Source organism: Streptomyces sp. NPDC053426, assembly GCF_055585405.1.
The window spans coordinates 37,301-59,127 of sequence record NZ_JBVJKE010000023.1; the positions used below are offsets into that span (position 1 = coordinate 37,301).

Below are 21,827 nucleotides of genomic sequence, written 5' to 3' on the forward strand. Positions count from 1 at the left end.
CCCTCAGCGGGTGCCGCGCTGGCGCAGCTCCGAGCCCGAACGGCCCTTCACGACCTCCAGCTGGGCGTGTATCCGGCGCCGCAGATCGCCGACATGGCTGACGATGCCCACGCTGCGGTCGCGTTCGCGCAGGGAGTCCAGGACGTCCAGGACCTCGTCGAGGGTCTGGTCGTCGAGGCTGCCGAAGCCCTCGTCGATGAAGAGGGTGTCCAGCCGGACCCCGCCCGCCTCGTCGGTGACGACGTCCGCGAGACCGAGCGCCAGGGCGAGCGAGGCGAAGAAGGTCTCGCCGCCCGAGAGGGTCGCGGTGTCGCGCTCCCGTCCGGTCCAGGCGTCGACGACGTGCAGTCCGAGTCCGCTGCGGCCGCGGCCGGTGCGGTCGTCGGAGTGGACGAGGGTGTACCGGCCGGACGACATGCGGTGCAGCCGTGCGGTCGCGGCGGCGGCGACCTGTTCCAGGCGGGCGGCGAGGACGTACGACTCCAGGCGCATCTTCCGTTCGTTGTCCGCCGAGGTGCCCGCGGTGAGTCCGGCCATGCGGGCCACCCGGTCGTACTCCTCGCGCAGGGGTCCCAGCCGGCGCACCGAGGCGGCGGCCCGCGCGGAGAGCCGGTCGAGTTCGGCGCGGCGCCGGTCGGCGGCGTCCCGCGCGGAGGCCGCCTCGCGCACCCTGCGGTCCGCGTCCTCGGCGGCCCGCTGCGCGGAGCCGAGGTCGGCGGGCGGCTGCTGTGCGGCGGCGACGGTATCCGGCTCGGCGAGGACGGCCCGTACGGCGGCCTCCTCGTCCTGCCAGGCGTCCAGGCGCCGCTGGAGTTCGCGGTGGGCCGCGTCGTCCAGGAGGGCTTCGGCGGCGGCCCCCGGGGTGTCGAAGCCCGCGCGGAAGGCGGCGTCGGCGAGCCGGGCGTCGGCCTCCTTGAGCCGCTGGGCCGCGTCCTCGGCGGCGCGGACGGTGTCGGCGGCGTCCGTGAGCAGCCGGACGCTCCGCTCCAGCTGCACGGCGCGCGCGGCCACGCTGCCGGCGTCCCCCCGCGCCTGCGCCAACTCCTCCTCCAGCGCGGTGTGTTCCCGGTCCAGCCGCTCGCGGTGGCCCACGCGGGAGGCGGCCCGGACGGCCGCCTCGCGCTGGGCGGTGATCCGCAGCTCGTGCTCGTCCTCCGCGCGGCGCAGCCGCTCCTGCTCGGCGTGCAGCACGGAGGCGGCGTCCCGCGCCCGCGCGTACTGCTGCTCCAGCTCGTCGACCGCGCGGGAGAGCTGTTCGGTGGCGCCGTCCCCGGCTTCGGCGCTCGCGGCGGCCAGCGCCTCCCGTACGGCGCCGAGCCGCTGCTCGGCCTCCGCGCGGTGGTCGTCGGCGCGCTGGTGGTCGGCGAGGGCGCGTTCCTCCGTCTCGCGGTCGACGTGTCCGGCGACCTTGCGGGCGGGGGCGGGGTGTTCGGTGGCGCCGCAGACCGCGCAGGGTTCGCCGTCGGTGAGTCCGGCGGCCAGTTCGGCGGCGATGCCGTTCAGGCGCTGTTCCTTGAGGTCGAGCCAGTGCTGCTTCGCCGCGAGCGCCCGCTCCCGGGCGGCGCGGGCCTGCTCCTCGGCCGTTTCCGTGTCCCCGGCGAGCCGGTCGCGCAGCCGCGCGGCGTTCAGCCGCTGCCGCGCGGGGTCGCGCCGCACGGCGAGTTCACGGGCCGTGGTCTCGGCCTGCTGAGCCGACTCGATGCCGGCCAGCAGACCCGCGCGGGTCTCCTCCCAGTCCGCGAGCCAGGCCTCCGCGTCCTCCCGCGCTTCGTCGTCGGCGCGTTCCTGGCGGTCCAGATCGGCGCGCTCGCCGAGGAGTTCCGTCAGCCTCCGCTCGGCGCGGCGGGCCGACTCCAGTCCGCCCAGTTCCTCGGCGGCCCGGCGGGCGGCGGCCGCGAGCCCGGCCGCGCCCGCGTCCGCGAGGGACGCCGGGAGCAGGGCACGCGCCCGCAGTTCGGCACCGGCCGCCCGTTCGTGCTCGGCACCGGCGGAGTCCCGAAGCTCCAGGGCGGGGGCGACGGTCTCGGCCTTGCGGGCCCGCTCCATGCGGGCCCGCTCCTCCCGGTGGGCTCCGGCCCGCTCCTGAAGCCGGTCCGCCCGCTCCCGCGCCTCGGCGAACCGCCGTTGCAGCCGGTCCCGTTCGCGTACGACGTCCAGGGCGCGGCCGGCGTCGGCGAGGGCGGACTCGGCGGTGGCGAGGCGGCAGCGGGCGGCGGTGAGCTGTTCCCGCGCGGTGCTACGGGCGACGGCGGCGGCGCCCAGCACGGCCTCGGCCAGTCCCGGTTCGCCGGGCGTCAGTTCGGGCAGCTCCATGGAGTCGCCCGCGGCCTGCTGCATCCGGTGCGCGTCGGCGAGCAGGTCGGCGTCGCCCTCGCGCACCCGGGACTCGGCGGCCCGCCGGCGTTCGGCGAGGCGCTTCTCCACGTCGGCGAAGCGGCGGGTGTCGAAGAGGCGGCCCAGCAGCTTGCCGCGGGCCTCGGCGTCGGCGCGCAGGAAGCGCGCGAAGTCACCCTGGGGCAGCAGCACGACCTGGCAGAACTGCTCCCGGCTCATGCCGAGGAGCTGGGTGATCTCCTCGCCGATCTCCTGGTGCGAGCGGCTGAGGTCCTTCCAGGTGCCCGAGGCGGCGTCGCGTTCGCGCAGCCAGGTCTGGGCCTTGTCCACCGTGGTGCCCGCGCGGCGGCCCTTCTTGGGACGCTCCCAGGGCGGTTGCCGGGTGATCTCCAGCCGGCGTCCGGCGACGGTGAGTTCGAGGGTGACCTCGGTGCGGACGCCCGGGACGGCGTGGTCGCTGCGCAGGGTCATGCCCTGACCGCTCTGCCGGGCGCCGGGGACGGAGCCGTACAGCGCGTAGCAGACGGCGTCCAGGACGGAGGTCTTGCCGGCGCCGGTGGGGCCGTGCAGCAGGAAGAGCCCCGCGGCGGACAGCTCGCCGAAGTCGACGCTCTGGGTGCTCCCGAACGGCCCGAAGGCGGTCATGTCCAGCCGGTGCAGCCTCACCGCGCCACCTCCCGTACCGCGTCGTCCGCGCGGACCGCGTCGAAGGCGTCCCGCAGGACGGCCCGTTCGTGCGGGTCGGGTCCCGCGCCGCGCACGTGGGTGACGAAGTCCTCGGCGATCTGCTGGTCGTCGCGGCCGGCGAGGCGGCGGGCGTAGGAGACCGCGGGGTCGTCCGCCGTCCTGGCCGGATCGAAGACGAGGCTGAGGGTGTGCGGGAAGCGCTCGGTGAGCCGGGCCATGGGGTCGGCCGGGCGGACCGGGTCGGTGAGGGTCGCCTCGACCCACGCCTCCGTGTGCCGTGCCAGCGCGGGGTCGGCGAGCAGTTCCTCCAGGGTGCCGCGGATCCGGGCCAGCGCGCGCGGCACCGGGCAGTCCACGCGCTCGGCGGTGACCGCCCCGTCGGCGGCCAGGTCGACGAGCCACATGCTCTTGCGGTGCGTGGCCTCGGAGAAGGAGTACGGCAGCGGGGAGCCGGAGTAGCGCACCCGCTCGGTGAGCGTCTGGCAGCCGTGCAGATGCCCCAGCGCCACGTAGTCGACGCCGTCGAACACCCCGGCGGGCACGGCGGCCACCCCGCCGACGGTGATGTCCCGCTCGCTGTCGCTGGGTTCGCCGCCGGTGACGAAGGCGTGCGCGAGGACGACGGAGCGGGTGCCGGGCGCGCGGGCGGCGAGGTCCGCGCGGACGCGGTCCATGGCGGCGGCGAGCACCGTCCCGTGGCCGGCCTTCTCTACCGCGAACTCGTCCTTCACCAGGGCGGGTTCGAGGTACGGCAGCCCGTAGAAGGCGACGTCCCCGTGCCCGTCGGACAGCACCACGGGCGTGCCGCACGCGGACGGTTCGGTCCGCAGGTGGATGCCGGCGCGCCCCATGAGTCCGGCGCCGACGCCGAGACGGCGGGCCGAGTCGTGGTTGCCGGAGATCATCACCGTCGGCACGCCGAGGCCGGCGAGACGGTGCAGTGCGTCGTCGAACAGCTCGACCGCGGCGAGCGGCGGCACCGCGCGGTCGTACACGTCTCCCGACACGACCACCGCGTCCACCTCGCGCTCGCGCACGGTGCTGACGAGGTGGCCGATGAACTCGGCCTGGGCACCGAGCATGCCGACCCGGTGGAAGGACCGGCCGAGGTGCCAGTCGGACGTGTGCAGCAGTCTCATGATCCCAGCAGCGTAGCCGCCCGGTCCGACAGCACGGGCGGTTACTCCCGTATCGCCCGTCATGACAGATCTCACGAACACCGTTCGTGTCGGTCTCATCGCCGATCACCGCTCTGCCGGGAGATCACCGACCGCTACGGCGAGGACGAGACGCTGAAGCTCCTCACCGCCGCCGGGCGCAGGGAAGCAGAACCGCTCGGGGAAGCGGGGAGCCGGTGACGCGGCCGTCGCCGCCGGCCCGTGCCGCCCCGGCGGCACGACGGGCGAGGACCGGTTCCCGCGGGCCCGCCCCGCGCCGAGATGTCGGGGACGACGCGGGGCGGAGCCTTCGCCGCCCGGACCGTGGTCCGGGCGGCGGACGGTCACTTCTGGCGGAAGACGAGAATGCTTCCGGGGTTCTCCAGCTCTGTCGCGGGAGCTCCGTTCGCGTCGCGCACGTTGCCGGCGGAGTCGGTGGCGACGTAGACGGACTCGCCGTCCGGGCTCAGCGCGATGTCGCGGTAGCGGTTCTGCGCCTTCCACAGCCGGTTCACCGCGGCGATCTCCTGGCCCCCGTCGGTGAGTTTCAGCTGGTAGACCGAGCCGTCCTTGAGGGTGGTCATGAGCAGTGAGTCGCGCCACTCGGCGATGCCACCGGTCCCGGGGTAGTACGTGATGCTGGAGTTGGCCAGCGACGGCCAGCAGATGTAGGCCAGTTCGCCGCACTTGGGGTCGGAGAAGTCGAAGCCGCTGTCGACCGTCCCGAAGGTGCGGACGGGCTCGGTGAACCGGCCCTTCCAGTCGGTCTCCTTCTGCTGGGGCACCGACTCGGGCACCTCCAGGTCGTTGAACGTGAGGTCGGCGCACGGGGTCGGCGCGGACGCGGACCATTCGCTGAACGTGTAGGCCTTGTCGTCCCGGTACCCCGCCACGTGGGGCCAGCCGTAGTTGGTCCCCTTCGTCAGGATGTTGACCTCGTCGTCGGTCTTGGGGCCCTGGTCGGTGTTGTACAGGGTGCCGTCCGTCCCGAAGTCCAGGCCCTGGGAGTTGCGGAACCCGTAGGCCCACACGTGGCTGCGTACGCCACCGAGCACGGGGTTGTCCGCGGGGATCGAGCCGTCCTCCGGGTTCAGCCGCAGGGTCTTGCCCCGGTAGGCGATCCAGTCCTTGGACTCGATCTCCTCCTTGGTGGGCAGCCGCTGCGCACGGTTCGGCTCGCAGTAGTGCTGGAGCTGGTTGGCCCCCTGGTCGCCGATCGTGTAGTACAGCTTGCCGTCGGGGCCGTGGCGCAGCCGTGCGCTCTGGTGGTCGCTGCCCGAGGCCAGGCCGCTGATCAGGTTCTTCGGCTCGCCCAGGGTTTTGGTCCCGCTGTCATAGGTGTAGCGGTCGATCCTCAGCCGCTGGTCGACCTCGGCGGGCGACGTGTTCGAGTCGTACGTGTACGAGACGTACACGTAGTCGCGTCCCTCGTCCTTGAGCAGGTCCGGGTGGAGGGCCAGGCCCAGCACGCCGTCCTGGGCGCCCTCGGTGTGCACCGCCTTCTCCGTCAGATCGAGGGCGGTGCTCTTCGCGCCCGTCCGCGGATCGACACGGGTGACCTTCTTGCCGCTCTTCTCCGTCACCCACAGGAAGCCGTCGGGCCCCCATATGATCTCGTAGGGATCGGCCAGTCCGGTGGCGACCACCTGCTTGGTGAATCCGTTGAGCGTGGTGGCGCTCGTACCGGTACCGGTGCCGTCGCCCCCGGTGGGACCGCCGGCGCCCGCCGGGAAGACTCCGCCCTGTGCGATGTTGAGGACCAGAGCTGCCGGTATGGCAGCCAGTGTGAGGCGTGTTCGACGCATGAGTGCTCCTTTCGCCCCCATACGCAGACTGACCTCTTGTGACGCGGTAGTCACTCCGTGTGCCCGCCGGTCGGGTGACGGGCGTCAGGCGTCCCCGTACGCCTCCCCGCCCAGCTCGAACCCGGCCGTTCCGGCGGTCGCGTCGGCGAGCCACGCGCGGAAGGCGTCCACGTCGGCGTCCGGGAGGCCGATCTCGATCGTGACCTCCTCGCCGTAGCGCACGTCCCGCACCTCGCGACCGGTGGCGCGCAGGTCGTTCTGGACCTTGCCGGCCCGCTGGTGGCCGACGGTCACCGTGGCCAGCCGGAAGCGGCGCCGGGTGATCGTGCCGAGGGTGTCCAGCGCCTCGCCGACGGCACCGCCGTACGCGCGGATGAGGCCGCCGGCGCCGAGCTTGACGCCGCCGTAGTAGCGGGTGACGACGGCGACGACGTACCGCATGTCGCGGCGGAGCAGCATCTGGAGCATGGGGACGCCGGCGGTGCCGCCGGGCTCCCCGTCGTCGCTGGCCTTCTGGGTGGAGGCGTCGGCGCCGATGACGTACGCCCAGCAGTTGTGGGTGGCGTCGGCGTGCTCCCTGCGGACGGCCGCGACGAACTCCTGCGCCTCCTGCTCGGTGGCCGCCGGGGCGAGGGCGCACAGGAAACGGGAGCGGTTGATCTCGGTCTCGTGCACACCCGCGCGGGCGACGGTGCGGTACTCGTCCTGCATCCGGCCAGCCTATGCGTCCCCGCGCGGGCTACCGGCGCCCGCCCCTGGGCACGGTCAGCGACGTCAGGAGGGCGGCGCCCGGGGCGAGGTCCCGCCATGCGGCGCCGCGCCAGGACAGTACGGCGATCGCGGAGGTGGGGAACTTGGCGCGGACGCGGTCCAGGGTGTCGTCCAGGCCGTCGCCGGCCAGGGTCAGGACGAGGTCCTCCAGTCCCGGGTTGTGTCCGATCAGCAGCAGCGTCTCGACCTCGGCCGGTGTCTCGCGCACCACGTCCAGCAGTCGGGGGACGTCGGCGTGGTACAGGCGGGGGTCGTGGCGGACCGGCGGGGGTGTGCCCCACTGCGCGGCGGCCAGTTCCCAGGTGCGGCGGGCCCGGACGGCGGTGGAGCACAGCGCGAGGCCCGGCAGGCAGTCGGCCTCGGCGAGCGCGCGTCCGGCGGCGGGGGCGTCCCGGAGGCCGCGCGGGGCGAGGGGACGCTCGTGGTCGGTGACGCCTTCCGGCCGGGCGGACTTGGCGTGGCGCAGGACGACCAGGCGGCGCAGCGGTCCCGGCCCGGCACGCTCGATCATGCCGGGGATCCCAGGTCGCGGGTGAGGTCGAGGCCGAGCAGCCGGTCGGCGTAGGCGTACGTCTCGAAGCGGGCGCCGTCCGCCAGGCCGGGGTCCGTCTCCACCGCGCGGAGGACGCCCAGCACGCCCGCCGTGTCGAGATCGTCCTCCCACGCGGTGCGCAGACCGGCGCGTACCGCGTCGGGGACCGGCCGCGAGGGCCGTCGTGCCCAGTCGGCGACCGCGCGGCGCCAGCGGTCGAGGGTGTCGGCGGCGTCGCCCAGGACGGCCGGGCCGACCGTCACGGGCTCGCTCCTGGGGCGGGCGAGCAGGGCCAGACGCAGGGCGGCGGGGTCGGCGCCGCCCGCCTCCCCGTGCACGGGGGCCACGGCGACGCGCACTCCGTCGGGTGCCGCGCCGCCCTCGCCCACCACGTGCAGCACCTGGGCCTCGCCCAGGCCGGTGCCGGCGTCCCCGCCGTCCTCGAAGGGCCGGACCCCGAGGGCCGCGCCCGCCGCGCGGAGTTCCGCCCGCTGCCGATCGCCGGTGAGCAGCGCCCAGACCGGCGTGCCGCCCAGTTCCAGGGCGCGCACGAGCAGGTCGGCGACGAGCAGCACACGCAGGTTCGTCGGGTCGGCCCCCCGGGTGTGGGCCTCGACCCGGATCAGGCCCCGCCGGGCGGGGGCGGCGTCCACGGGTTCGCCGGTTCGGGCGTCGGTGATGCGCAGCACGAGGCGAGCGTAGGCGCGTGAGCGGGCGTACGCAGGTATCCGGGCCGCTTTTCGGGTCGCCGTGTGCGGTTCCCGGCGCCGGGCGGCCCGGTGACCGGTACAGTCCACCGCCCCCGGCGGAGGACGGGCGGTTCCGGGAATCACCACGTGTCCCGCTTCGTTGTGCGGGGTGACAGCTCTTTCACGACTCCCGGGAGGCCGACGGTGTACGGCGACGAGGCGACGGTCCGCAAGATCCTCACCGGACTCGGTGACACCTGGGCCGTGGTCGGCCTGTCGTCGAACCGGCAGCGCGCGGCGTACGGCGTCGCCCAGGTGCTCCAGCGGTTCGGCAAGCGCGTGGTGCCGGTGCACCCGAAGGCCGAGACCGTGCACGGCGAGCAGGGCTACGCCTCCCTCGCGGACATCCCCTTCGAGGTGGACGTCGTGGACGTGTTCGTCAACAGCGACCTGGCCGGGGCCGTCGCGGACGAGGCGGTGGCCAAGGGCGCCGAGGCGGTGTGGTTCCAACTCGACGTCATCGACGAGGCGGCCTACGAGCGGACCCGCGCGGCGGGCCTGGAGATGGTGATGGACCGCTGCCCGGCGATCGAGATACCCCGGCTCGGCTAGGTCCTGTCCCGGGGGGCGCCGTGCCGCCATAATGGCGCGATGGACGAGAGTTCCCCCCACCTCGACTCCCTTTCCCCGCAACGCTTTCCGGTCGTCGTCGTGGGTGCCGGGCCCGCCGGGCTCACCGTGGGCAACATCCTGCGGGCGGCCGGTCTGGGGTGTCTGGTCCTGGAGACGGAGAGCCGGGAGTTCATCGAGCGGCGGCCGCGGGCCGGGGTGCTCGAGGAGTGGGCGGTACGGGGTCTGGAGCGGCGGGGTCTCGCGCGGAACCTGCTGGAGCGGGCCGGGCTGCACACCGCGTGCGAGTTCCGCTTCGACGGGGAGCGGTACCGCTTCTCTTACCAGGAGCTGACGGGGAGTCATCACTGGGTGTATCCGCAGCCGTTGCTGGTGACGGACCTGGTGCGGGAGTACGCGGACGTGCGGGGCGGAGCCGTACGGTTCGGTGTGCGCGACGTACGGCTGCACGGCCTGGACGGCGACCGTCCGTCGGTGTCGTACGTCTGCCCGGAGACCGGCCGGCGGGAGGTCGTCTCCTGCGACTTCGTCGCGGGCTGCGACGGAGCCCGCGGGGTGACCAGGGCCGCCCTCGCTCCGGAGCGGGCCCGGGTGGCACGGCACGACTACGGCATCGGCTGGCTGGCCCTGCTCGCCGAGGCGCCGCCGTCCGCCGACTGTGTTCTGTTCGGCTGCCATCCGGACGGATTCGCCGGTCAGATGCCCCGGAGCCCCGAGGTGACCCGCTACTACCTGCAGTGCCCGCCCGGCGACGACCCGGACGACTGGCCGCACGAGCGGGTCTGGGCTCAGCTGCGGCGCCGGCTCGGGGCGGCCGGGGCGGCCCCGCTCATCGAGGGGCGGCTGGTCGAGAAGCGTGTGCTGGACATGCACGACTACGTCACCGAGCCGATGGTGTTCGGGCGGCTCTTCCTGGCCGGGGACGCGGCGCACCTGGTCGCGCCGATCGCCGCCAAGGGCATGAACCTCGCCCTGCACGACGCGTTCCTGCTCGGCGACGCGCTGGTCGCCCGTCTCGCCGGAGGCGACGACAGCGGACTGGCCGGCTATTCCGGGGCCTGTCTGCGGCGCGTGTGGGACTACCAGGAGTTCTCGCAGTGGCTGTCCGAGCTGTACCACGGCACCGCGGCGGGGGACCCGTTCCGCGCGGGCACCACGCTCGCGCGGCTGCGCCGCCTGTTCTCCTCCCCCGCCGCCGCTGCCGCCTTCGCGGAGCAGTACCTGGGCACGGCGGACCGGTACTGAGGCCGCGGCCCCGTCAGTCGTGCGGCGGCCGGTCGCCGATCCGGTGGTCGGCCACGTTCAGCGCCTCGTCCACCAGTCGCCGCAGGTGGCCGTCGCGCAGGGAGTAGATCACCCGGCGGCCCTCCTTGCGGGTGTCCACAAGACCCGCGAGCCGCAGCCGCGCCAGATGCTGGCTGACCGCGGGCCGGGCCGCGCCGCAGGCCTCGGTGAGCGTGGTGACATCGGCCTCGCCGCCGGTCAGGGCGTGCAGCAGGGTCAGCCGGGTGCGGTCGCCGAGCAGGGCGAGCAGCTCCGCCGCGAGCGCGAAGTGCTCCTCGCCGGGTGTGCGCGGGTGCTCATCGTGCGCAGGTGACAGGTGCATGCGTGCGCTCATACGCACATAATGGCGGGGTGGGCGCCGCCGCGTCCACCCCGCGCACCGGAAGGGGACGATCGTGAGCGACCGCCACCACGGCCATGAGCACGAGCACCACCGGGCCTCACCGCTCCACCACCTCGCCCATCTCCTCACCCCGCACTCCCACGAGACGGCCGACAGGCTCGACTCCGCGCTGGAGTCCTCCGCCCGGGGCGTGCGCGCCCTGTGGGTCTCGCTCGCGGTGCTGGGCGTGACGGCGCTGGCGCAGGCGGCCGTGGTGGCCGTGTCGGGCTCGGTGGCGTTGCTCGGCGACACGGTGCACAACGCCGCGGACGCGCTGACCGCCGTACCGCTGGGCATCGCCTTCGTCCTGGGGCGGCGCGCCGCCACCCGCCGCTTCACCTACGGCTACGGGCGCGCCGAGGACCTGGCGGGCATCGTGATCGTGCTGACGATCGCCGCGTCCGCGGCCTTCGCCGGCTGGACGGCGCTCGACCGGCTGCTGGACCCGCGCCCCGTCGCACACGTCCCGGTGGTCGCCGTCGCGGCGCTGGTCGGGTTCGCGGGCAACGAGTGGGTGGCCCGGTACCGCATCCGGGTCGGGCGTGACATCGGCTCGGCCGCGCTGGTCGCCGACGGGCTGCACGCCCGTACGGACGGGTTCACCTCACTGGCGGTGCTGCTGGGCGCCGGCGGCTCGGCCCTGGGGTGGCGGTACGCGGACCCGGTGGTGGGGCTGGCGATCACGGCGGCGATCGTGTTCGTGCTGCGGGACGCCGCGCGGGAGGTGTTCCGGCGGGTCATGGACGCCGTCGACCCGGCGCTGGTGGACCGGGCCGAGCGGGCCCTGACGGCGGTTCCGGGGGTGCGCGGGGTGGGTGAGCTGCGACTGCGCTGGATCGGCCATCGGCTGCGCGCGGAGGTGGCGGTCGTGGTGGACGGCGAGGCGACGGTGCGCGAGGCCCATCGCGTCGCCGTCGAGGCCGAGCACGCGCTGCTGCACGCCGTCCCCCGGCTGACCGCGGCCCTGGTCCACGCCGACCCGGAGCCGGTGCCCGGCGCGGCGGATCCGCACCTGCCGCTCGCCCACCACGCGGTGCGGTGAGATCAGGCCGCTCCCAGCCCCTCCAGTACGACCGCTCCGGGCAGCTCCGCGAACGCCTTGCCCGGCACCAGCAGTTTGCCGCGCCGCCGGCCGCTGCCGACGAGCACGTACGGCAGGTCCACGACGGCCGCGTCCACCAGCACCGGCCAGTCGCCGGGCAGTCCGACCGGGGTGATGCCGCCGTACTCCATGCCGGTCTCCCCCGTGGCCGTGTCCATCGGGGCGAAGGACGCCTTGCGGGCGCCGAGGTGACGCCGTACGACGCCGTTGACGTCGAGCCGGGTGGTGGACAGGACGACACAGGCGGCGAGCGTGGTCCCTCCGCCGCGCTTGCCCGCCACCACCACGCAGTTCGCCGACCGCTCCAGCAGCTCCCGGCCGTAGTGCTCGACGAAGACGGCGGTGTCCGCCCAGCGCGGGTCGGTGTCGACGTAGAGGATCCGGTCGGCGGGGACGCCGCCGCTCCAGGCGCGGACGGCGGCGGCGACCGGGGCGGTCAGCTCGTCGAGGCAGTCGGGGGCGGGGGTGGCGTGGTCGAAGTCTCCGATGGGTGCGCGCATGGCCGCACCGTAACAGGGGTGCCTCAATGCGCGGACGGCACCGCGACAGGGTGCCTCAGTGCACGGGCGGCACCGAGACCGTCATGATCATCTCCATCGGGACGTCGCCCCGATTGCCGTACGTGTGCGGCGTGTTGGCCTCGAAGGAGGCACTGGCGCCGGCCGGCACCCGGTGCTCCGCTCCGTCGACGGTGAGGGTCAGTTCCCCGGACGTGACGTGGACGAGTTCGACCGTGCCCGCGGGGTGCGGGTCGGAGTCGCTGCTCTCGCCCGGCATGAGCCGCCAGTCCCACATCTCCAGCGGGCCGGGCGCCTCGGTGCCGGCGAGCAGCCGGCTGTAGCTGCCGCCCTCGGTGTGCCACAGCCGCACGGTCTGGTCGGCGGGGACGATCCGGACCTTCGGGCCCCGCTCGTAGTCGAGCAGGGTGGGGACGCTGACGCCGAGCGCGTCGCCGATCTTGACGACCGTGCCGATGCTCGGGTTGGTGCGGGCCTGTTCGATCTGGATGAGCATGCCCCGGCTGACACCGGCCCGCGCGGCGAGTGCGTCCAGGGTGAAGCCGCGCTCGGTGCGCCAGCGTCTGACGTTGCGCGCCAGGGACTGGGTCAGCAGGTCGAGGTCCGACACGTTCCGTCCAATTCGTCCAGCATCATGGGCGACAGGGTTCCATGTGTCCGGTTCCCATGGGGTGAACCCGATCGTCCACCGCACTGTACTGCGACTGGAATTGGCCGCTCAGCCCTCGGGCTCCAGCTCGGCGAGCCGGACCACGTCCTTCTCGTCCAGTTCCGCGAGCCGCGCGACGCCCTCCTCGTCCAGCTCCGACAGCGCCCGCAACTGCTCCGGGGTGATGCCCTCCGGGATCGGTACGGGCGCCGGGGTGCGCAGCGGCGGCTGCCAGCCGTCGGCGGGGGTCCAGCGGCGTACGACACGGGCGGGGGCGCCCGCGACCACCGCGTGGTCGGGCACCGTGCCCCGGACCACCGCGCCCGCGGCCACCACCACGTTCCGCCCGATGCGCGCCCCCGGCAGGATCACCGCGCCGGTGCCGATCCAGCAGCCGGGGCCGATCTCCACCGGCTCCATCCGCGGCCACTGCTTGCCGATGGGCTCGTGCGGATCGTCGTAGGAGTGATTGGTGGAGGTGACGTAGACGTACGGTCCGAAGTAGCAGTCGCTGCCGATGGTGACCGTCGTGTCGGCGATGACATGGCTGCCGCGGCCCAGCACGACCCCGTCGCCGATGCGCAGGATCGGCTCGGGGCCGAGGTCGAGACCGGGCATCAGACCGGCGGTGAGGGTGACCTGCTCGCCGACGATGCAGTGCGCGCCGATCCGGATCCAGGGCTCGCCGAAGACCGTGCCGAGCGGGAAGGCGAGCCTGGTACCTGTTCCCATCGCCCCGAAGCGGAAGCGACCCGGGTGCTCGGCGGTCACCGAGCCCGTGCGCTGGGCCCAGGCCCAGCCCGCGTGGACCGCGCGCTGAGCGAGGCGGCGCGGCCAGGACGAGAACGTGTTCTTGCGCTTCGGCACCCGCTCACCGTAGTCGGCGGGCGGCTCGCCGACGGGCCGGTGCCCCTGTGATCTTCACCCCACCGGGTTGGCGTACGGTGCGTGGTGTCTACGACGTCGTGTGGAGGAGAGGGCGATGACGCACCGCGCGCTGATCACGGGTATCGGAGGCAAGGAGCCGAAGGTGGACGGGGACGCCTTCGTGGCGCCCACGGCCTCGGTGATCGGGGACGTGACGCTGCGCGCGGGGACGAGCGTCTGGTACGGGGCGGTGCTGCGCGGTGACGTGGAGCGGATCTCCGTCGGGGCGAACAGCAATGTGCAGGACAACTGCACGTTGCACGCCGACCCGGGGTTTCCGGTCAGCGTGGGCGAGCGGGTTTCCATCGGGCACAACGCCGTGGTGCACGGGGCGACCGTCGAGGACGACTGTCTGATCGGGATGGGGGCGACCGTGCTCAATGGCGCCGTGATCGGCGCGGGGTCCCTTGTCGCCGCGCAGGCGTTGGTGCCGCAGGGGATGCGGGTGCCGCCCGGGTCGCTCGTCGCGGGGGTGCCGGCGAAGGTGCGGCGGGAGCTGACCTCTGAGGAGCGGGAGGGGCTCACCCTCAACGGGACGATGTATGCGGAGTTGGCGAAGGTTCACCGGGAAGAGCACGGGGGGTAAGGGGTGCCGGCGGGCCGCGGGTTGGCTGTGGTTTCTCGCGCAGTTCCCCGCGCCCCTTCGGGGCGCTTCTAGTCACCCGCGATGGCAGGTTCCGGGGTTGTCGCCTTCCTCGCCTTGCGCTTCAGGACCAGCATCGACGCCGCGCCGATCAGCACCGCCAGTACCAGGCCCAGCCAGGAGAAGCGCTTCAGCCAGGACTCGGCGACGACGCCCACGTAGTAGATGACGGCGGTGGTGCCGCCCGCCCAGACGATGCCGCCGAGGACGTTGGCGATCAGGAACTTCCAGTACGGCATCCGCAGCACGCCCGCGAGCGGGCCGGCGAAGATGCGCAGCAGGGCCACGAAGCGGCCGAAGAAGACGGCCCACATGCCCCACTTCCTGAAGGAGCGCTCGGCGGTCGCGATGTGTCCCTCGCTGAAGTGGCGGGGGAACCTGGCGCCCAGCCAGGCCAGCAGCGGCCGTCCGCCCTTGCGGCCGATGGCGTAGCCGATCGAGTCTCCGATGATCGCGCCGGCGGTGGCGCAGGCGCCGAGGACCACCGGGTCGATGTCGCCGTGCTGGGAGGCGAGCAGCGCGGAGGAGACCAGGATGATCTCGCCCGGCAGGGGGATGCCCAGGCTCTCCAGCCCGATGACCAGCCCCACCAGGGCGTACACGGCGACCGCGGGTACGGTCTCGAGCCACTCCTGCACGTGCAACGCCTGATCCTCCCGGTCCGCCGTTCGTGCGCCCGGACCGGGCGCACGAACGGGAAGCCTACCGGCGCGCCGCCGGTCAGCCGTTGGGGCGCAGGGTCCAGACGACGGTCATCTCGCCGGTGACGGCGCCGTCCTCGCGGCGGATGGCGATCGAGACCGGGAACTCGGGGCGCACGCCCTCGTCGAGTTCGGCGACGACCTCGGCGGCCGGGCGGCCGAGGGTCGCGGTGGCGGTGACCGGGCCCATCGCCAGCTTCTTGTAGGCGATCTCGGCGCTGACGGCCAGCGGCACGGCCCGCGCGAGCTGGTCCCCGAACGCGGCGAGCACGATCGCGCCGCTCGCCGACTCGCCGAGGGTGAACATCGCGCCGGCGTGCGGCCCGCCCACGTGGTTGTGGTAGTCGGCCTGGTCCGGCAGGGACACCACGGCCCGCTCGGGTGTGGTCTCCAGGAACTGGAGGTCGAGGGTCCGGGCCATGGGCACCGTGGCGGCGAGCATCTCGCCGATGGACATCTGGTCTGCGCTCATGAACGCAGGTTACCCGCGAGTAGCCTCAACTCGCCATGCCGCGCGGCATCCGGTTTGCTACGTCCCCGTCAAAGGGCGGTGACCCAATCGTGTCCCTGGCCCGGCTAGGGTTGCTGCCCATGTGGCCAGGACAGCAGCCGCCCGGGGGCGAGCAGAACCCGCAGTCGAACAACCCGTACCAGCAGCCGGGGTACCAACAGCCGAATCCGTACCAGCAGCCCGGCTACCAGCAGCCGAGCCCGTACCAGCAGCAGCCCGGCTGGGGGGCGCAGACCGTTGCGGGCGGACCGCAGCCGCCGCAGGGCGGGGGCGGCGGGAACCGGACGAAGCTGGTGGCGATCGTGGCGGCGACGGCCGTGGTGGTGGCCGCCGGTGTCACCGGATTCCTGGTGCTCGGCGGCGACAAGGACGACGAGGCCGACGGCAAGACGGACGCCAAGCCGACCGCGACGGCGACCAAGGACACCTCCGCCGAACCGAGCGCCTCCGCCTCGGACGACAACCCGCGCGGCGGCGAGGGGGAGAAGGCGACCGTTCCGGGCTGGCAGGTCGTCGTCAACACGCGCTTCGGCACCAAGTTCGACGTCCCCGCCGACTGGGAGATCGAGACACCCGGCACCAGCGTGGGCTTCGAGTGGGAGGAGAAGGACGGTGAGATGGGCCGCACCACCGTCACCGCCCCCGCGTACCTGAAGTCCGAGTGGTGCACGAGCGACGAGAACAAGGACGGCCGCGAGGAGAGCACCTCCCTCGCCACCGCCGGTACCCGAGGCGAGAACGGCGCCAAGGACACGGACATGGCGGCCGAGACCCGGGTGCCGTGGTGGATCTACGGCGGGTACACGCAGCCCGACAAGAAGAGCATCAAGTACGGGAAGCCGAAGGCGTACACCACGGCGTCCGGCATCAAGGGCAGCGTGATCACCGCGCACTCGGAGAACACTCCGCAGAACGGCAAGTGCGACAGCGACGGCAAGGCGATCACGTTCGCCTTCAAGAACGGCGCCGGGGACTTCGTCACCTGGAACCTGTACGGCGCCAAGGGCGTCAAGGACGAGATCCCGGACGCGACCGTGCAGAAGATCCTCAGCACGGTGCGGTTGACGGAGGACGGACCGCAGGGGTCGTAGCAGGTCGGGAGGGCTGCGGCCCATTTGGCAAGTCGGCCCCGGCGCGGCGATAGTCACGGGGTGCCGACCACCGTCATCCGCCGCCGCCCCGCCTGGGCCGGCCGCAACTACTCCCTGCTGACCGCCGCCGCCGTGGTGACCAACCTGGGCAGCCACGGCGCGCTGATCGCCGCCGCGTTCGCCGTGCTGGGCACGGGCGGCGACGGCGGCGACGTGGGTCTGGTGGCCGCCGCCCGCACCCTGCCGCTGGTGCTGTTCCTGCTGATCGGCGGTGCCGTCGCGGACCGGCTGCCGCGGCACCGGGTGATGGTCGCGGCCAACGCCCTGAACTGTGTCTCGCAGGCCGCGTTCGCGGCGCTGGTCCTGGCGGGCGAGGCGCAACTGTGGCAGATGATGCTGCTCAGCGCGCTCGGCGGTACCGGTCAGGCGTTCTTCAACCCGGCCGCCGAGGGCATGTTGTTGTCCTCGGTCGAGGGCGAGCAGGCCGGCCGGGCGTTCGCGGTGTTCCGGATGGCGATGCACGGAGCGACGCTCGGCGGGGCCGCGCTGGGCGGCGCCATGGTCGCCGCGATCGGGCCCGGCTGGGTGCTGGCGGCGGACGCGGCGGCCTTCGCGGTCGCGGCGGCGCTGCGGGCGTTCCTCGATGTGGGGCACATACCGCCGCGCGCCCCCGGCGGCGGCATGCTCGCTGATCTGAAGGAGGGCTGGCGGGAGTTCATCGGCCGGCCCTGGCTGTGGGGCGTCGTCGTCCAGTTCTCCGTCGCCAACGCGGTCGTCGGCGCGGCCGACGCGGTCTACGGGCCGCTCGTCGCCCGGGACCATCTGGGCGGCGCCGGTCCGTGGGGCGTGGCGCTGGCGTTCTTCGGCGGGGGGACGGTGGTGGGCGCGCTGCTGATGACCCGCTGGCAGCCGCGCCGTCTGCTGTTCGTCGGCACCCTGTGCGTGTTCCCGCTGGCCCTGCCGTCCGCCGCGCTCGCCGTGCCGGCGCCAATCGCCGTGCTGTGCGCGGTGATGTTCGTGACCGGCGTGTCACTGGAGGTGTTCGGCGTCTCCTGGATGACCGCGCTGCACCAGGAGATACCGGAGGAGAAGCTGTCCCGGGTCTCGGCGTACGACTGGTTCGGCTCGGTCGCGCTGGTGCCGACGGCGATGGCCCTGGCGGGCCCGGCGGAGACGGCGTTCGGCCGCCCGGAGGCGCTGTGGGGGTGCGCGGCGCTGGTCGTGGTCGTCACGGCGGCGGTGCTGTGCGTCCCGGACGTACGGAACCTGCGCCGCCGGACCCGCCGGATCATCGGCGCGGCCCCGGACACGGACACCGCGTCAGCCGGCACCGAGCGCCCCGTCGGCGGGCCCGGATGACGGACGCCCGCCACGCGCGGGGTTCCACGGGACCACACCGAACGCCCGTCGACGGGCCCGGGTGACGGCGTGCGCCGCGCGTGAATCGGTACGGGCGCCGGGTCAGCCGATGCCGAACGCCCCCTCCGGAGGTTCCGGGGACGGTACGGCGTCCTCGTCGCGCACCGGGCGCGCACCGCGTGTGAAGTCCCGCAGGGCCGCGCCGTGTTCGACCCGCGCGGGGAAGGCGTCGGCGGCGGTGGCGCGGGACAGGCCGGCGATGTCCAGGGGGTGGTGGGCGGCGGCCAGGACCACGTTGCCGAAGCGGCGGCCGCGCAGTACCCCCGGCTCGGCGATCAGCGCCAGCTCCTCGAACCGCGTCCCCAGGGTGGCGAGTTGGGAGCGCAGGAAGGCGAACGGGGCCGCGTCCGCGAGGTTGGCGAGATAGACCCCGCCGGGCCGCAGGACGCGGGCGGCCTCCTGCGCGTAGGCGACGGACGTCAGGTGCGCCGGGACCCGTGAGCCGCCGAAGACGTCGGCGACCAGGACGTCCGCGCTGTCGTCGGGGGCCGACTCCAGCCAGGCGCGGGCGTCCGCCGCGTGCAGCGTGACATCGGCGCCGGCGGGCAGCGGCAGGTGCTCCGCGACCAGTTCCAGCAGTCCCCGGTCGAACTCCACGACGTGCTGCCGGGAGCCGGGGCGGGTGGCGGCCAGGTAGCGGGGCAGGGTGAGCGCGCCGCCGCCGAGGTGCAGGGCGTCCAGGGGGCGCCCCGGCTCGCCCACGGTGTCGAGGACGTGCCCGAGCCGACGCGCGTACTCGAACTCCAGGTGCGTCGGCTCGTCCAGGTCGACGTACGACTGCGGCGCCCCGTCGACGGTCAGCAGCCAGGCCCGCTCCCGGTCCACGTCGGGCATCAGCTTGGCGGTGCCGTGATCGACGACACGGGTCACGGGGATGGGCTCGCTCACCGTCCCATTGTGTGCCGTCGTCCGTACGGACGGCCGACCGCCCCCTGTCCGGGGGCGGGCGGCCGTCCGTCGCTCAGCCGACCGCCGTCACCGTGCCGGCGCCGACCGTGCGGCCGCCCTCACGGACGGCGAACCCGAGTCCGTCCTCCAAGGGCACGTCCCGTCCCAGTTCGACGGTCATCGTGACCGTGTCCCCGGGCCGCGCCACCGCCGCCTCGCCGAGGTCGACGTCACCCACGACGTCCGCGGTGCGGATGTAGAACTGCGGCCGGTACCCGGTCGACACCGGTGTCGTACGGCCGCCCTCGCGGGCCGACAGCACGTACACCCGCGCGGTGAAGCGCCGGCTCGGCACCACGCTGCCCGGCGCGGCCACCACGTGCCCGCGCCGCACCGCGTCGCGCGGCACCCCGCGCAGCAGCAGCGCCACGTTGTCGCCGGCCTGCGCCTCCTCCATGGGCTTGCCGAAGGTCTCCAGGCCGGTCACCACGGTCTCCACCCCGGCGCCGAGCACCTCGACCCGGTCGCCGACGCGGACCGTGCCGCGCTCCACCGCGCCGGTCACGACGGTGCCCCGGCCGGTGATGGTGAGCACGTTCTCCACCGGCAGCAGGAACGGCGCGTCCAGATACCGCTCGGGCATGGGCACGTACGTGTCCACCGCGTCGAGCAGCGCCTCGACCGACGCCGTCCAGCGCGGGTCGCCCTGAAGCGCCTTCAGCCCGGAGACCCGTACGACGGGCGCGGACTCGCCGCCGTAGCCGTGCGCGGAGAGCAGGTCGCGGACCTCCAGCTCGACCAGGTCGGTCAGCTCCTCGTCGCCCGCGTCGGCCTTGTTGAGCGCGACGACGATGTGGTCGACGCCCACCTGACGGGCGAGCAGCACGTGCTCGGCGGTCTGCGGCATGATCCCGTCGAGCGCGGAGACGACGAGGATCGCCCCGTCGAGCTGCGCGGCGCCGGTGACCATGTTCTTGACGTAGTCGGCGTGGCCGGGCATGTCGACGTGGGCGTAGTGCCGGGTGTCGGTCTCGTACTCGACGTGCGCGATGTTGATGGTGATGCCGCGCGCGGCCTCCTCCGGCGCCCGGTCGATGCGGTCGAACGGGACGAAGCTGCCGGAGCCGCGCTCGGCGAGGACCTTGGTGATGGCGGCGGTCAGGGTGGTCTTGCCGTGGTCGACATGGCCCATCGTGCCGATGTTCAGATGCGGTTTGGTGCGGACGTACGCCGTCTTGGACATGGCGGTACCTCGAAGCCTCTCGGTGATGACGCGTGGTGACGCGTGACGGCCCCGGGCGCGGCGGATCGGCGCGCGGCCGGGACGGGGACCCCAGGAACCTGGCCGACCCTCCCCCTGGGGGGTCCGCCGGGCGATCCGGGGAGGGTCAGCTTCGGGCGCCGTCGACTGCGGCGAGGAATGTGGGAACGGCAGCCTTCGGGGCATCCGCGACCGCGGATGCTGCGAGGTGGAAGGCGTACCGGAACATGGTGTCGATCCTTGCCGACAACCCGCCCCGCGTCGAATGGTTTTCCGCGCCCGGCCGGGTCACCGGGCGCCGGTGTTCTTCAGCGCCTCCCTCACCGACAGCGGCGCGAACCGTCCCTGCTCGCGGGCCAGGAAGGCCCGTACGGCGTCGGGGTCGGTCTTGGCGTACTCGCGCAGGCACCAGCCGATGGCCTTGCGGATGAAGAAGTCCTGGTGTCCGGACCGGCGCAGGCAGTAGTCGAAGAGGCGCGCGGTGTCGGTGCGTTCCTTGTAGCGCAGTTGGTGGAGCAGGGCGGTGCGGGCGAGCCACAGGTCGTCGTCGCCGATCCACTCGTCCATCTCGGCGGTGAGGCTCCGGTCGGCGGCGACCAGCGCCCCGACGACGTGCGCGGCGAGCAGGTCGACGGTGTCCCACCACGGGACCGTGGTGACGAGGTGCCGGGCGACGGGCAGGAAGCCGGAGGAGCAGTGCCGTACGTGGCGGCGCAGGTAGTCCACGGCGAAGTACTGGTACTCGCGCTCGGGCAGCTCCCAGCAGCGCAGGGCGACGGCCGCGCAGTCGGCCTCGCCGGGGCGGGGCAGCCCCGCCACGACGGTGCGGGACAGGGCACGGCGGGCCGGGGTGGTCATGCCCAGGAAGGGGGCGACGTCCTTCATGTACGCCCGCAGGGCCACCGCCCGCTCCGGATCGGCCGCGGGCCCGTACGTGGCGGTGAGCCGCTCCAGCACGGTGTCGGCGAGCGGACTGCCCGGCACACGCGGTGTCGCCGTACCGTCCTCTGTGACGCGCATGAGACGAACACTACGGCGATCACACACATATGTCGGTTAGTGTCACCGGATGCTCGATGCCACCACCCGCTCTGGGGGCACCGCCGCCATGGCCTCTCCCCGGGCCACCGCCACGGACCTCGCGGTACCGCTCCCGCCGGCCACCGCCACGGGATTCGCCGCCCGCTGCGCCAGGATCCTGCTGTCGCCGTGGTCACGGCTGTCCCTGCTGGTCGCCCTGCTCCTCACCGCCGTGTCGCTGATGCTCGCGTTCGAGCCGCAGCGGCTGCTGACCGACGGCTGGCCCGCACAGCTCGGCGGGACCGCCGCGGTCGTGGCGTACGCGGTGGCCTACGGGGTGTGCACGGTGGCGTTCGTGCCGCGCCCGCTGCTGAACCTCGCCGCGGGCGCGCTGTTCGGCTCCCAGCTCGGCCTGGGCGCGGCGCTGGGCGGCACGGTGCTGGGCGCCGGGCTGGCCTTCTGCCTGGGGCGGGCGCTCGGCCAGGAGGCGCTCCGTCCGCTGCTGCGCGGACGCTGGCTGAAGGCCGCGGACGACCAGCTCAGCCGGCACGGCTTCCGCTCGATGCTGGCGGCCCGGCTGTTCCCGGGCATCCCGTTCGCCGCATCGAACTACTGCGCCGCCGTCTCCCGTATGGGCCTGCTGCCGTTCCTGCTGGCGACGGCGCTCGGGTCGGTCCCGAACACCGCCGCCTACGTGGTGGCCGGCGCCCGCGCGTCGACGCCGACGTCCCCGGCCTTCCTGATCGCGCTGGCCTGCATCGCCGTACCGGGTCTGGCGGGCGCGGTGGTGGCGTGGCGCAAGCGGCACCGGCTGCGCGGGCGGTGA

General features: G+C 73.8%; 22 protein-coding genes. 7 read left to right on the forward strand and 15 right to left on the reverse strand.

The features are described from left to right. Window positions 1–3 precede the first annotated feature (3 nt). The 6 genes from ACZ62B_RS33850 to ACZ62B_RS33875 all read right to left on the reverse strand — a co-directional run bounded on the left by ACZ62B_RS33850 (window position 4) and on the right by ACZ62B_RS33875 (window position 8,014). A complete protein-coding gene (locus ACZ62B_RS33850) occupies window positions 4–3,000 on the reverse strand; it encodes an AAA family ATPase (protein WP_469693258.1) in 2,997 nt (998 codons plus the stop codon). Beyond that, complete coding sequence (locus ACZ62B_RS33855; protein WP_344561787.1) at window positions 2,997–4,160, reverse strand: exonuclease SbcCD subunit D; 1,164 nt, start codon at window positions 4,158–4,160, stop codon at window positions 2,997–2,999. The genes ACZ62B_RS33850 and ACZ62B_RS33855 overlap by 4 nt, the downstream gene beginning before the upstream one ends. Window positions 4,161–4,522: 362 nt before the next feature. After that, the gene (locus tag ACZ62B_RS33860; protein ID WP_469693260.1) at window positions 4,523–5,983 is read right to left on the reverse strand and encodes a glucose/sorbosone family PQQ-dependent dehydrogenase; all 1,461 of its coding nucleotides are present in this window, start codon (window positions 5,981–5,983) and stop codon (window positions 4,523–4,525) included. A gap of 84 nt (window positions 5,984–6,067) precedes the next feature. Further along, window positions 6,068–6,694: a YigZ family protein gene (locus ACZ62B_RS33865; RefSeq protein WP_344561783.1), complete on the reverse strand. Its 627-nt coding sequence runs from the start codon at window positions 6,692–6,694 to the stop codon at window positions 6,068–6,070. Between the two features lie 28 nt (window positions 6,695–6,722). Then, window positions 6,723–7,265 (reverse strand): SixA phosphatase family protein, encoded by a 543-nt coding sequence (locus ACZ62B_RS33870; protein WP_344561781.1) that lies wholly within the window; start codon window positions 7,263–7,265, stop codon window positions 6,723–6,725. Beyond that, window positions 7,262–8,014 (reverse strand): hypothetical protein, encoded by a 753-nt coding sequence (locus ACZ62B_RS33875; protein WP_382053494.1) that lies wholly within the window; start codon window positions 8,012–8,014, stop codon window positions 7,262–7,264. Before ACZ62B_RS33875 ends, ACZ62B_RS33870 begins: the two co-directional genes overlap by 4 nt. Window positions 8,015–8,179: 165 nt before the next feature. Here ACZ62B_RS33875 and ACZ62B_RS33880 point away from each other — a divergent pair, with 165 nt between their 5' ends. Then, entirely contained in the window at window positions 8,180–8,587 is a 408-nt protein-coding gene (locus tag ACZ62B_RS33880) for a CoA-binding protein (RefSeq protein WP_073934631.1), read from the forward strand. Between the two features lie 39 nt (window positions 8,588–8,626). Further along, the gene (locus tag ACZ62B_RS33885) at window positions 8,627–9,850 is read left to right on the forward strand and encodes a 4-hydroxybenzoate 3-monooxygenase (RefSeq protein WP_469693262.1); all 1,224 of its coding nucleotides are present in this window, start codon (window positions 8,627–8,629) and stop codon (window positions 9,848–9,850) included. 13 nt (window positions 9,851–9,863) lie between these two features. On the opposite strand, the gene ACZ62B_RS33890 is transcribed toward ACZ62B_RS33885, so the two are convergent. After that, a complete protein-coding gene (locus tag ACZ62B_RS33890) occupies window positions 9,864–10,223 on the reverse strand; it encodes an ArsR/SmtB family transcription factor (RefSeq protein WP_344561774.1) in 360 nt (119 codons plus the stop codon). Window positions 10,224–10,284: 61 nt separating this feature from the next. Here ACZ62B_RS33890 and ACZ62B_RS33895 point away from each other — a divergent pair, with 61 nt between their 5' ends. Continuing rightward, entirely contained in the window at window positions 10,285–11,313 is a 1,029-nt protein-coding gene (locus tag ACZ62B_RS33895; RefSeq protein ID WP_469693264.1) for a cation diffusion facilitator family transporter, read from the forward strand. A 2-nt stretch (window positions 11,314–11,315) separates the two neighbouring features. On the opposite strand, the gene ACZ62B_RS33900 is transcribed toward ACZ62B_RS33895, so the two are convergent. The 3 genes from ACZ62B_RS33900 to ACZ62B_RS33910 form a co-directional block, all read right to left on the reverse strand. Continuing rightward, window positions 11,316–11,873 carry a YbaK/EbsC family protein gene (locus ACZ62B_RS33900; RefSeq protein ID WP_344561770.1) on the reverse strand — a complete coding sequence of 186 codons (558 nt, stop codon included), beginning with the start codon at window positions 11,871–11,873 and terminating at the stop codon, window positions 11,316–11,318. Window positions 11,874–11,928: 55 nt separating this feature from the next. Further along, window positions 11,929–12,501, reverse strand: coding sequence for a helix-turn-helix domain-containing protein (locus ACZ62B_RS33905; protein WP_468883323.1), 573 nt, complete (start codon window positions 12,499–12,501; stop codon window positions 11,929–11,931). A 108-nt stretch (window positions 12,502–12,609) separates the two neighbouring features. Further along, on the reverse strand, window positions 12,610–13,407 hold the full coding sequence (locus ACZ62B_RS33910; protein WP_468883325.1) for an acyltransferase: 798 nt from the start codon (window positions 13,405–13,407) through the stop codon (window positions 12,610–12,612). Window positions 13,408–13,522: 115 nt separating this feature from the next. Between ACZ62B_RS33910 and ACZ62B_RS33915 the strand changes: the two genes are divergently transcribed. Continuing rightward, window positions 13,523–14,053: a gamma carbonic anhydrase family protein gene (locus ACZ62B_RS33915; RefSeq protein WP_468890648.1), complete on the forward strand. Its 531-nt coding sequence runs from the start codon at window positions 13,523–13,525 to the stop codon at window positions 14,051–14,053. 68 nt (window positions 14,054–14,121) lie between these two features. On the opposite strand, the gene ACZ62B_RS33920 is transcribed toward ACZ62B_RS33915, so the two are convergent. Both ACZ62B_RS33920 and ACZ62B_RS33925 read right to left on the reverse strand, forming a co-directional pair. Beyond that, entirely contained in the window at window positions 14,122–14,754 is a 633-nt protein-coding gene (locus ACZ62B_RS33920) for a DedA family protein (protein WP_469693266.1), read from the reverse strand. 76 nt (window positions 14,755–14,830) lie between these two features. Next, a complete protein-coding gene (locus tag ACZ62B_RS33925) occupies window positions 14,831–15,268 on the reverse strand; it encodes a DUF4442 domain-containing protein (RefSeq protein WP_344562330.1) in 438 nt (145 codons plus the stop codon). A gap of 134 nt (window positions 15,269–15,402) precedes the next feature. On the opposite strand from ACZ62B_RS33925, the gene ACZ62B_RS33930 reads away from it, so the two are divergent. Further along, on the forward strand, window positions 15,403–16,413 hold the full coding sequence (locus ACZ62B_RS33930) for a DUF8017 domain-containing protein (RefSeq protein WP_344561763.1): 1,011 nt from the start codon (window positions 15,403–15,405) through the stop codon (window positions 16,411–16,413). Window positions 16,414–16,473: 60 nt separating this feature from the next. Beyond that, window positions 16,474–17,772: an MFS transporter gene (locus tag ACZ62B_RS33935; protein ID WP_469693268.1), complete on the forward strand. Its 1,299-nt coding sequence runs from the start codon at window positions 16,474–16,476 to the stop codon at window positions 17,770–17,772. 102 nt (window positions 17,773–17,874) lie between these two features. Here the strand turns inward: ACZ62B_RS33935 and ACZ62B_RS33940 are convergent, their stop codons facing one another. From ACZ62B_RS33940 to ACZ62B_RS33950, 3 genes are all read right to left on the reverse strand, one after another. Further along, on the reverse strand, window positions 17,875–18,720 hold the full coding sequence (locus tag ACZ62B_RS33940) for a spermidine synthase (RefSeq protein ID WP_469693270.1): 846 nt from the start codon (window positions 18,718–18,720) through the stop codon (window positions 17,875–17,877). Window positions 18,721–18,793: 73 nt separating this feature from the next. Further along, window positions 18,794–19,963, reverse strand: coding sequence for an elongation factor Tu (tuf, locus tag ACZ62B_RS33945; RefSeq protein WP_344561757.1), 1,170 nt, complete (start codon window positions 19,961–19,963; stop codon window positions 18,794–18,796). A gap of 306 nt (window positions 19,964–20,269) precedes the next feature. Continuing rightward, window positions 20,270–21,001, reverse strand: coding sequence for a DNA alkylation repair protein (locus ACZ62B_RS33950; RefSeq protein ID WP_344561755.1), 732 nt, complete (start codon window positions 20,999–21,001; stop codon window positions 20,270–20,272). A gap of 49 nt (window positions 21,002–21,050) precedes the next feature. On the opposite strand from ACZ62B_RS33950, the gene ACZ62B_RS33955 reads away from it, so the two are divergent. Continuing rightward, window positions 21,051–21,827: a TVP38/TMEM64 family protein gene (locus tag ACZ62B_RS33955; RefSeq protein WP_344561753.1), complete on the forward strand. Its 777-nt coding sequence runs from the start codon at window positions 21,051–21,053 to the stop codon at window positions 21,825–21,827.

Coding starts and splice junctions, on each gene's coding strand:
- ACZ62B_RS33855 (WP_344561787.1), bottom strand. CDS start 4,160: ATGAGACTGCTGCACACGTCCGACTGGCACCTCGGCCGGTCCTTCCAC.
- ACZ62B_RS33860 (WP_469693260.1), bottom strand. CDS start 5,983: ATGCGTCGAACACGCCTCACACTGGCTGCCATACCGGCAGCTCTGGTC.
- ACZ62B_RS33865 (WP_344561783.1), bottom strand. CDS start 6,694: ATGCAGGACGAGTACCGCACCGTCGCCCGCGCGGGTGTGCACGAGACC.
- ACZ62B_RS33870 (WP_344561781.1), bottom strand. CDS start 7,265: ATGATCGAGCGTGCCGGGCCGGGACCGCTGCGCCGCCTGGTCGTCCTG.
- ACZ62B_RS33885 (WP_469693262.1), top strand. CDS start 8,627: ATGGACGAGAGTTCCCCCCACCTCGACTCCCTTTCCCCGCAACGCTTT.
- ACZ62B_RS33890 (WP_344561774.1), bottom strand. CDS start 10,223: ATGAGCGCACGCATGCACCTGTCACCTGCGCACGATGAGCACCCGCGC.
- ACZ62B_RS33900 (WP_344561770.1), bottom strand. CDS start 11,873: ATGCGCGCACCCATCGGAGACTTCGACCACGCCACCCCCGCCCCCGAC.
- ACZ62B_RS33915 (WP_468890648.1), top strand. CDS start 13,523: ATGACGCACCGCGCGCTGATCACGGGTATCGGAGGCAAGGAGCCGAAG.
- ACZ62B_RS33925 (WP_344562330.1), bottom strand. CDS start 15,268: ATGTCCATCGGCGAGATGCTCGCCGCCACGGTGCCCATGGCCCGGACC.
- ACZ62B_RS33930 (WP_344561763.1), top strand. CDS start 15,403: ATGTGGCCAGGACAGCAGCCGCCCGGGGGCGAGCAGAACCCGCAGTCG.
- tuf (WP_344561757.1), bottom strand. CDS start 19,963: ATGTCCAAGACGGCGTACGTCCGCACCAAACCGCATCTGAACATCGGC.
- ACZ62B_RS33950 (WP_344561755.1), bottom strand. CDS start 21,001: ATGCGCGTCACAGAGGACGGTACGGCGACACCGCGTGTGCCGGGCAGT.
- ACZ62B_RS33955 (WP_344561753.1), top strand. CDS start 21,051: ATGCTCGATGCCACCACCCGCTCTGGGGGCACCGCCGCCATGGCCTCT.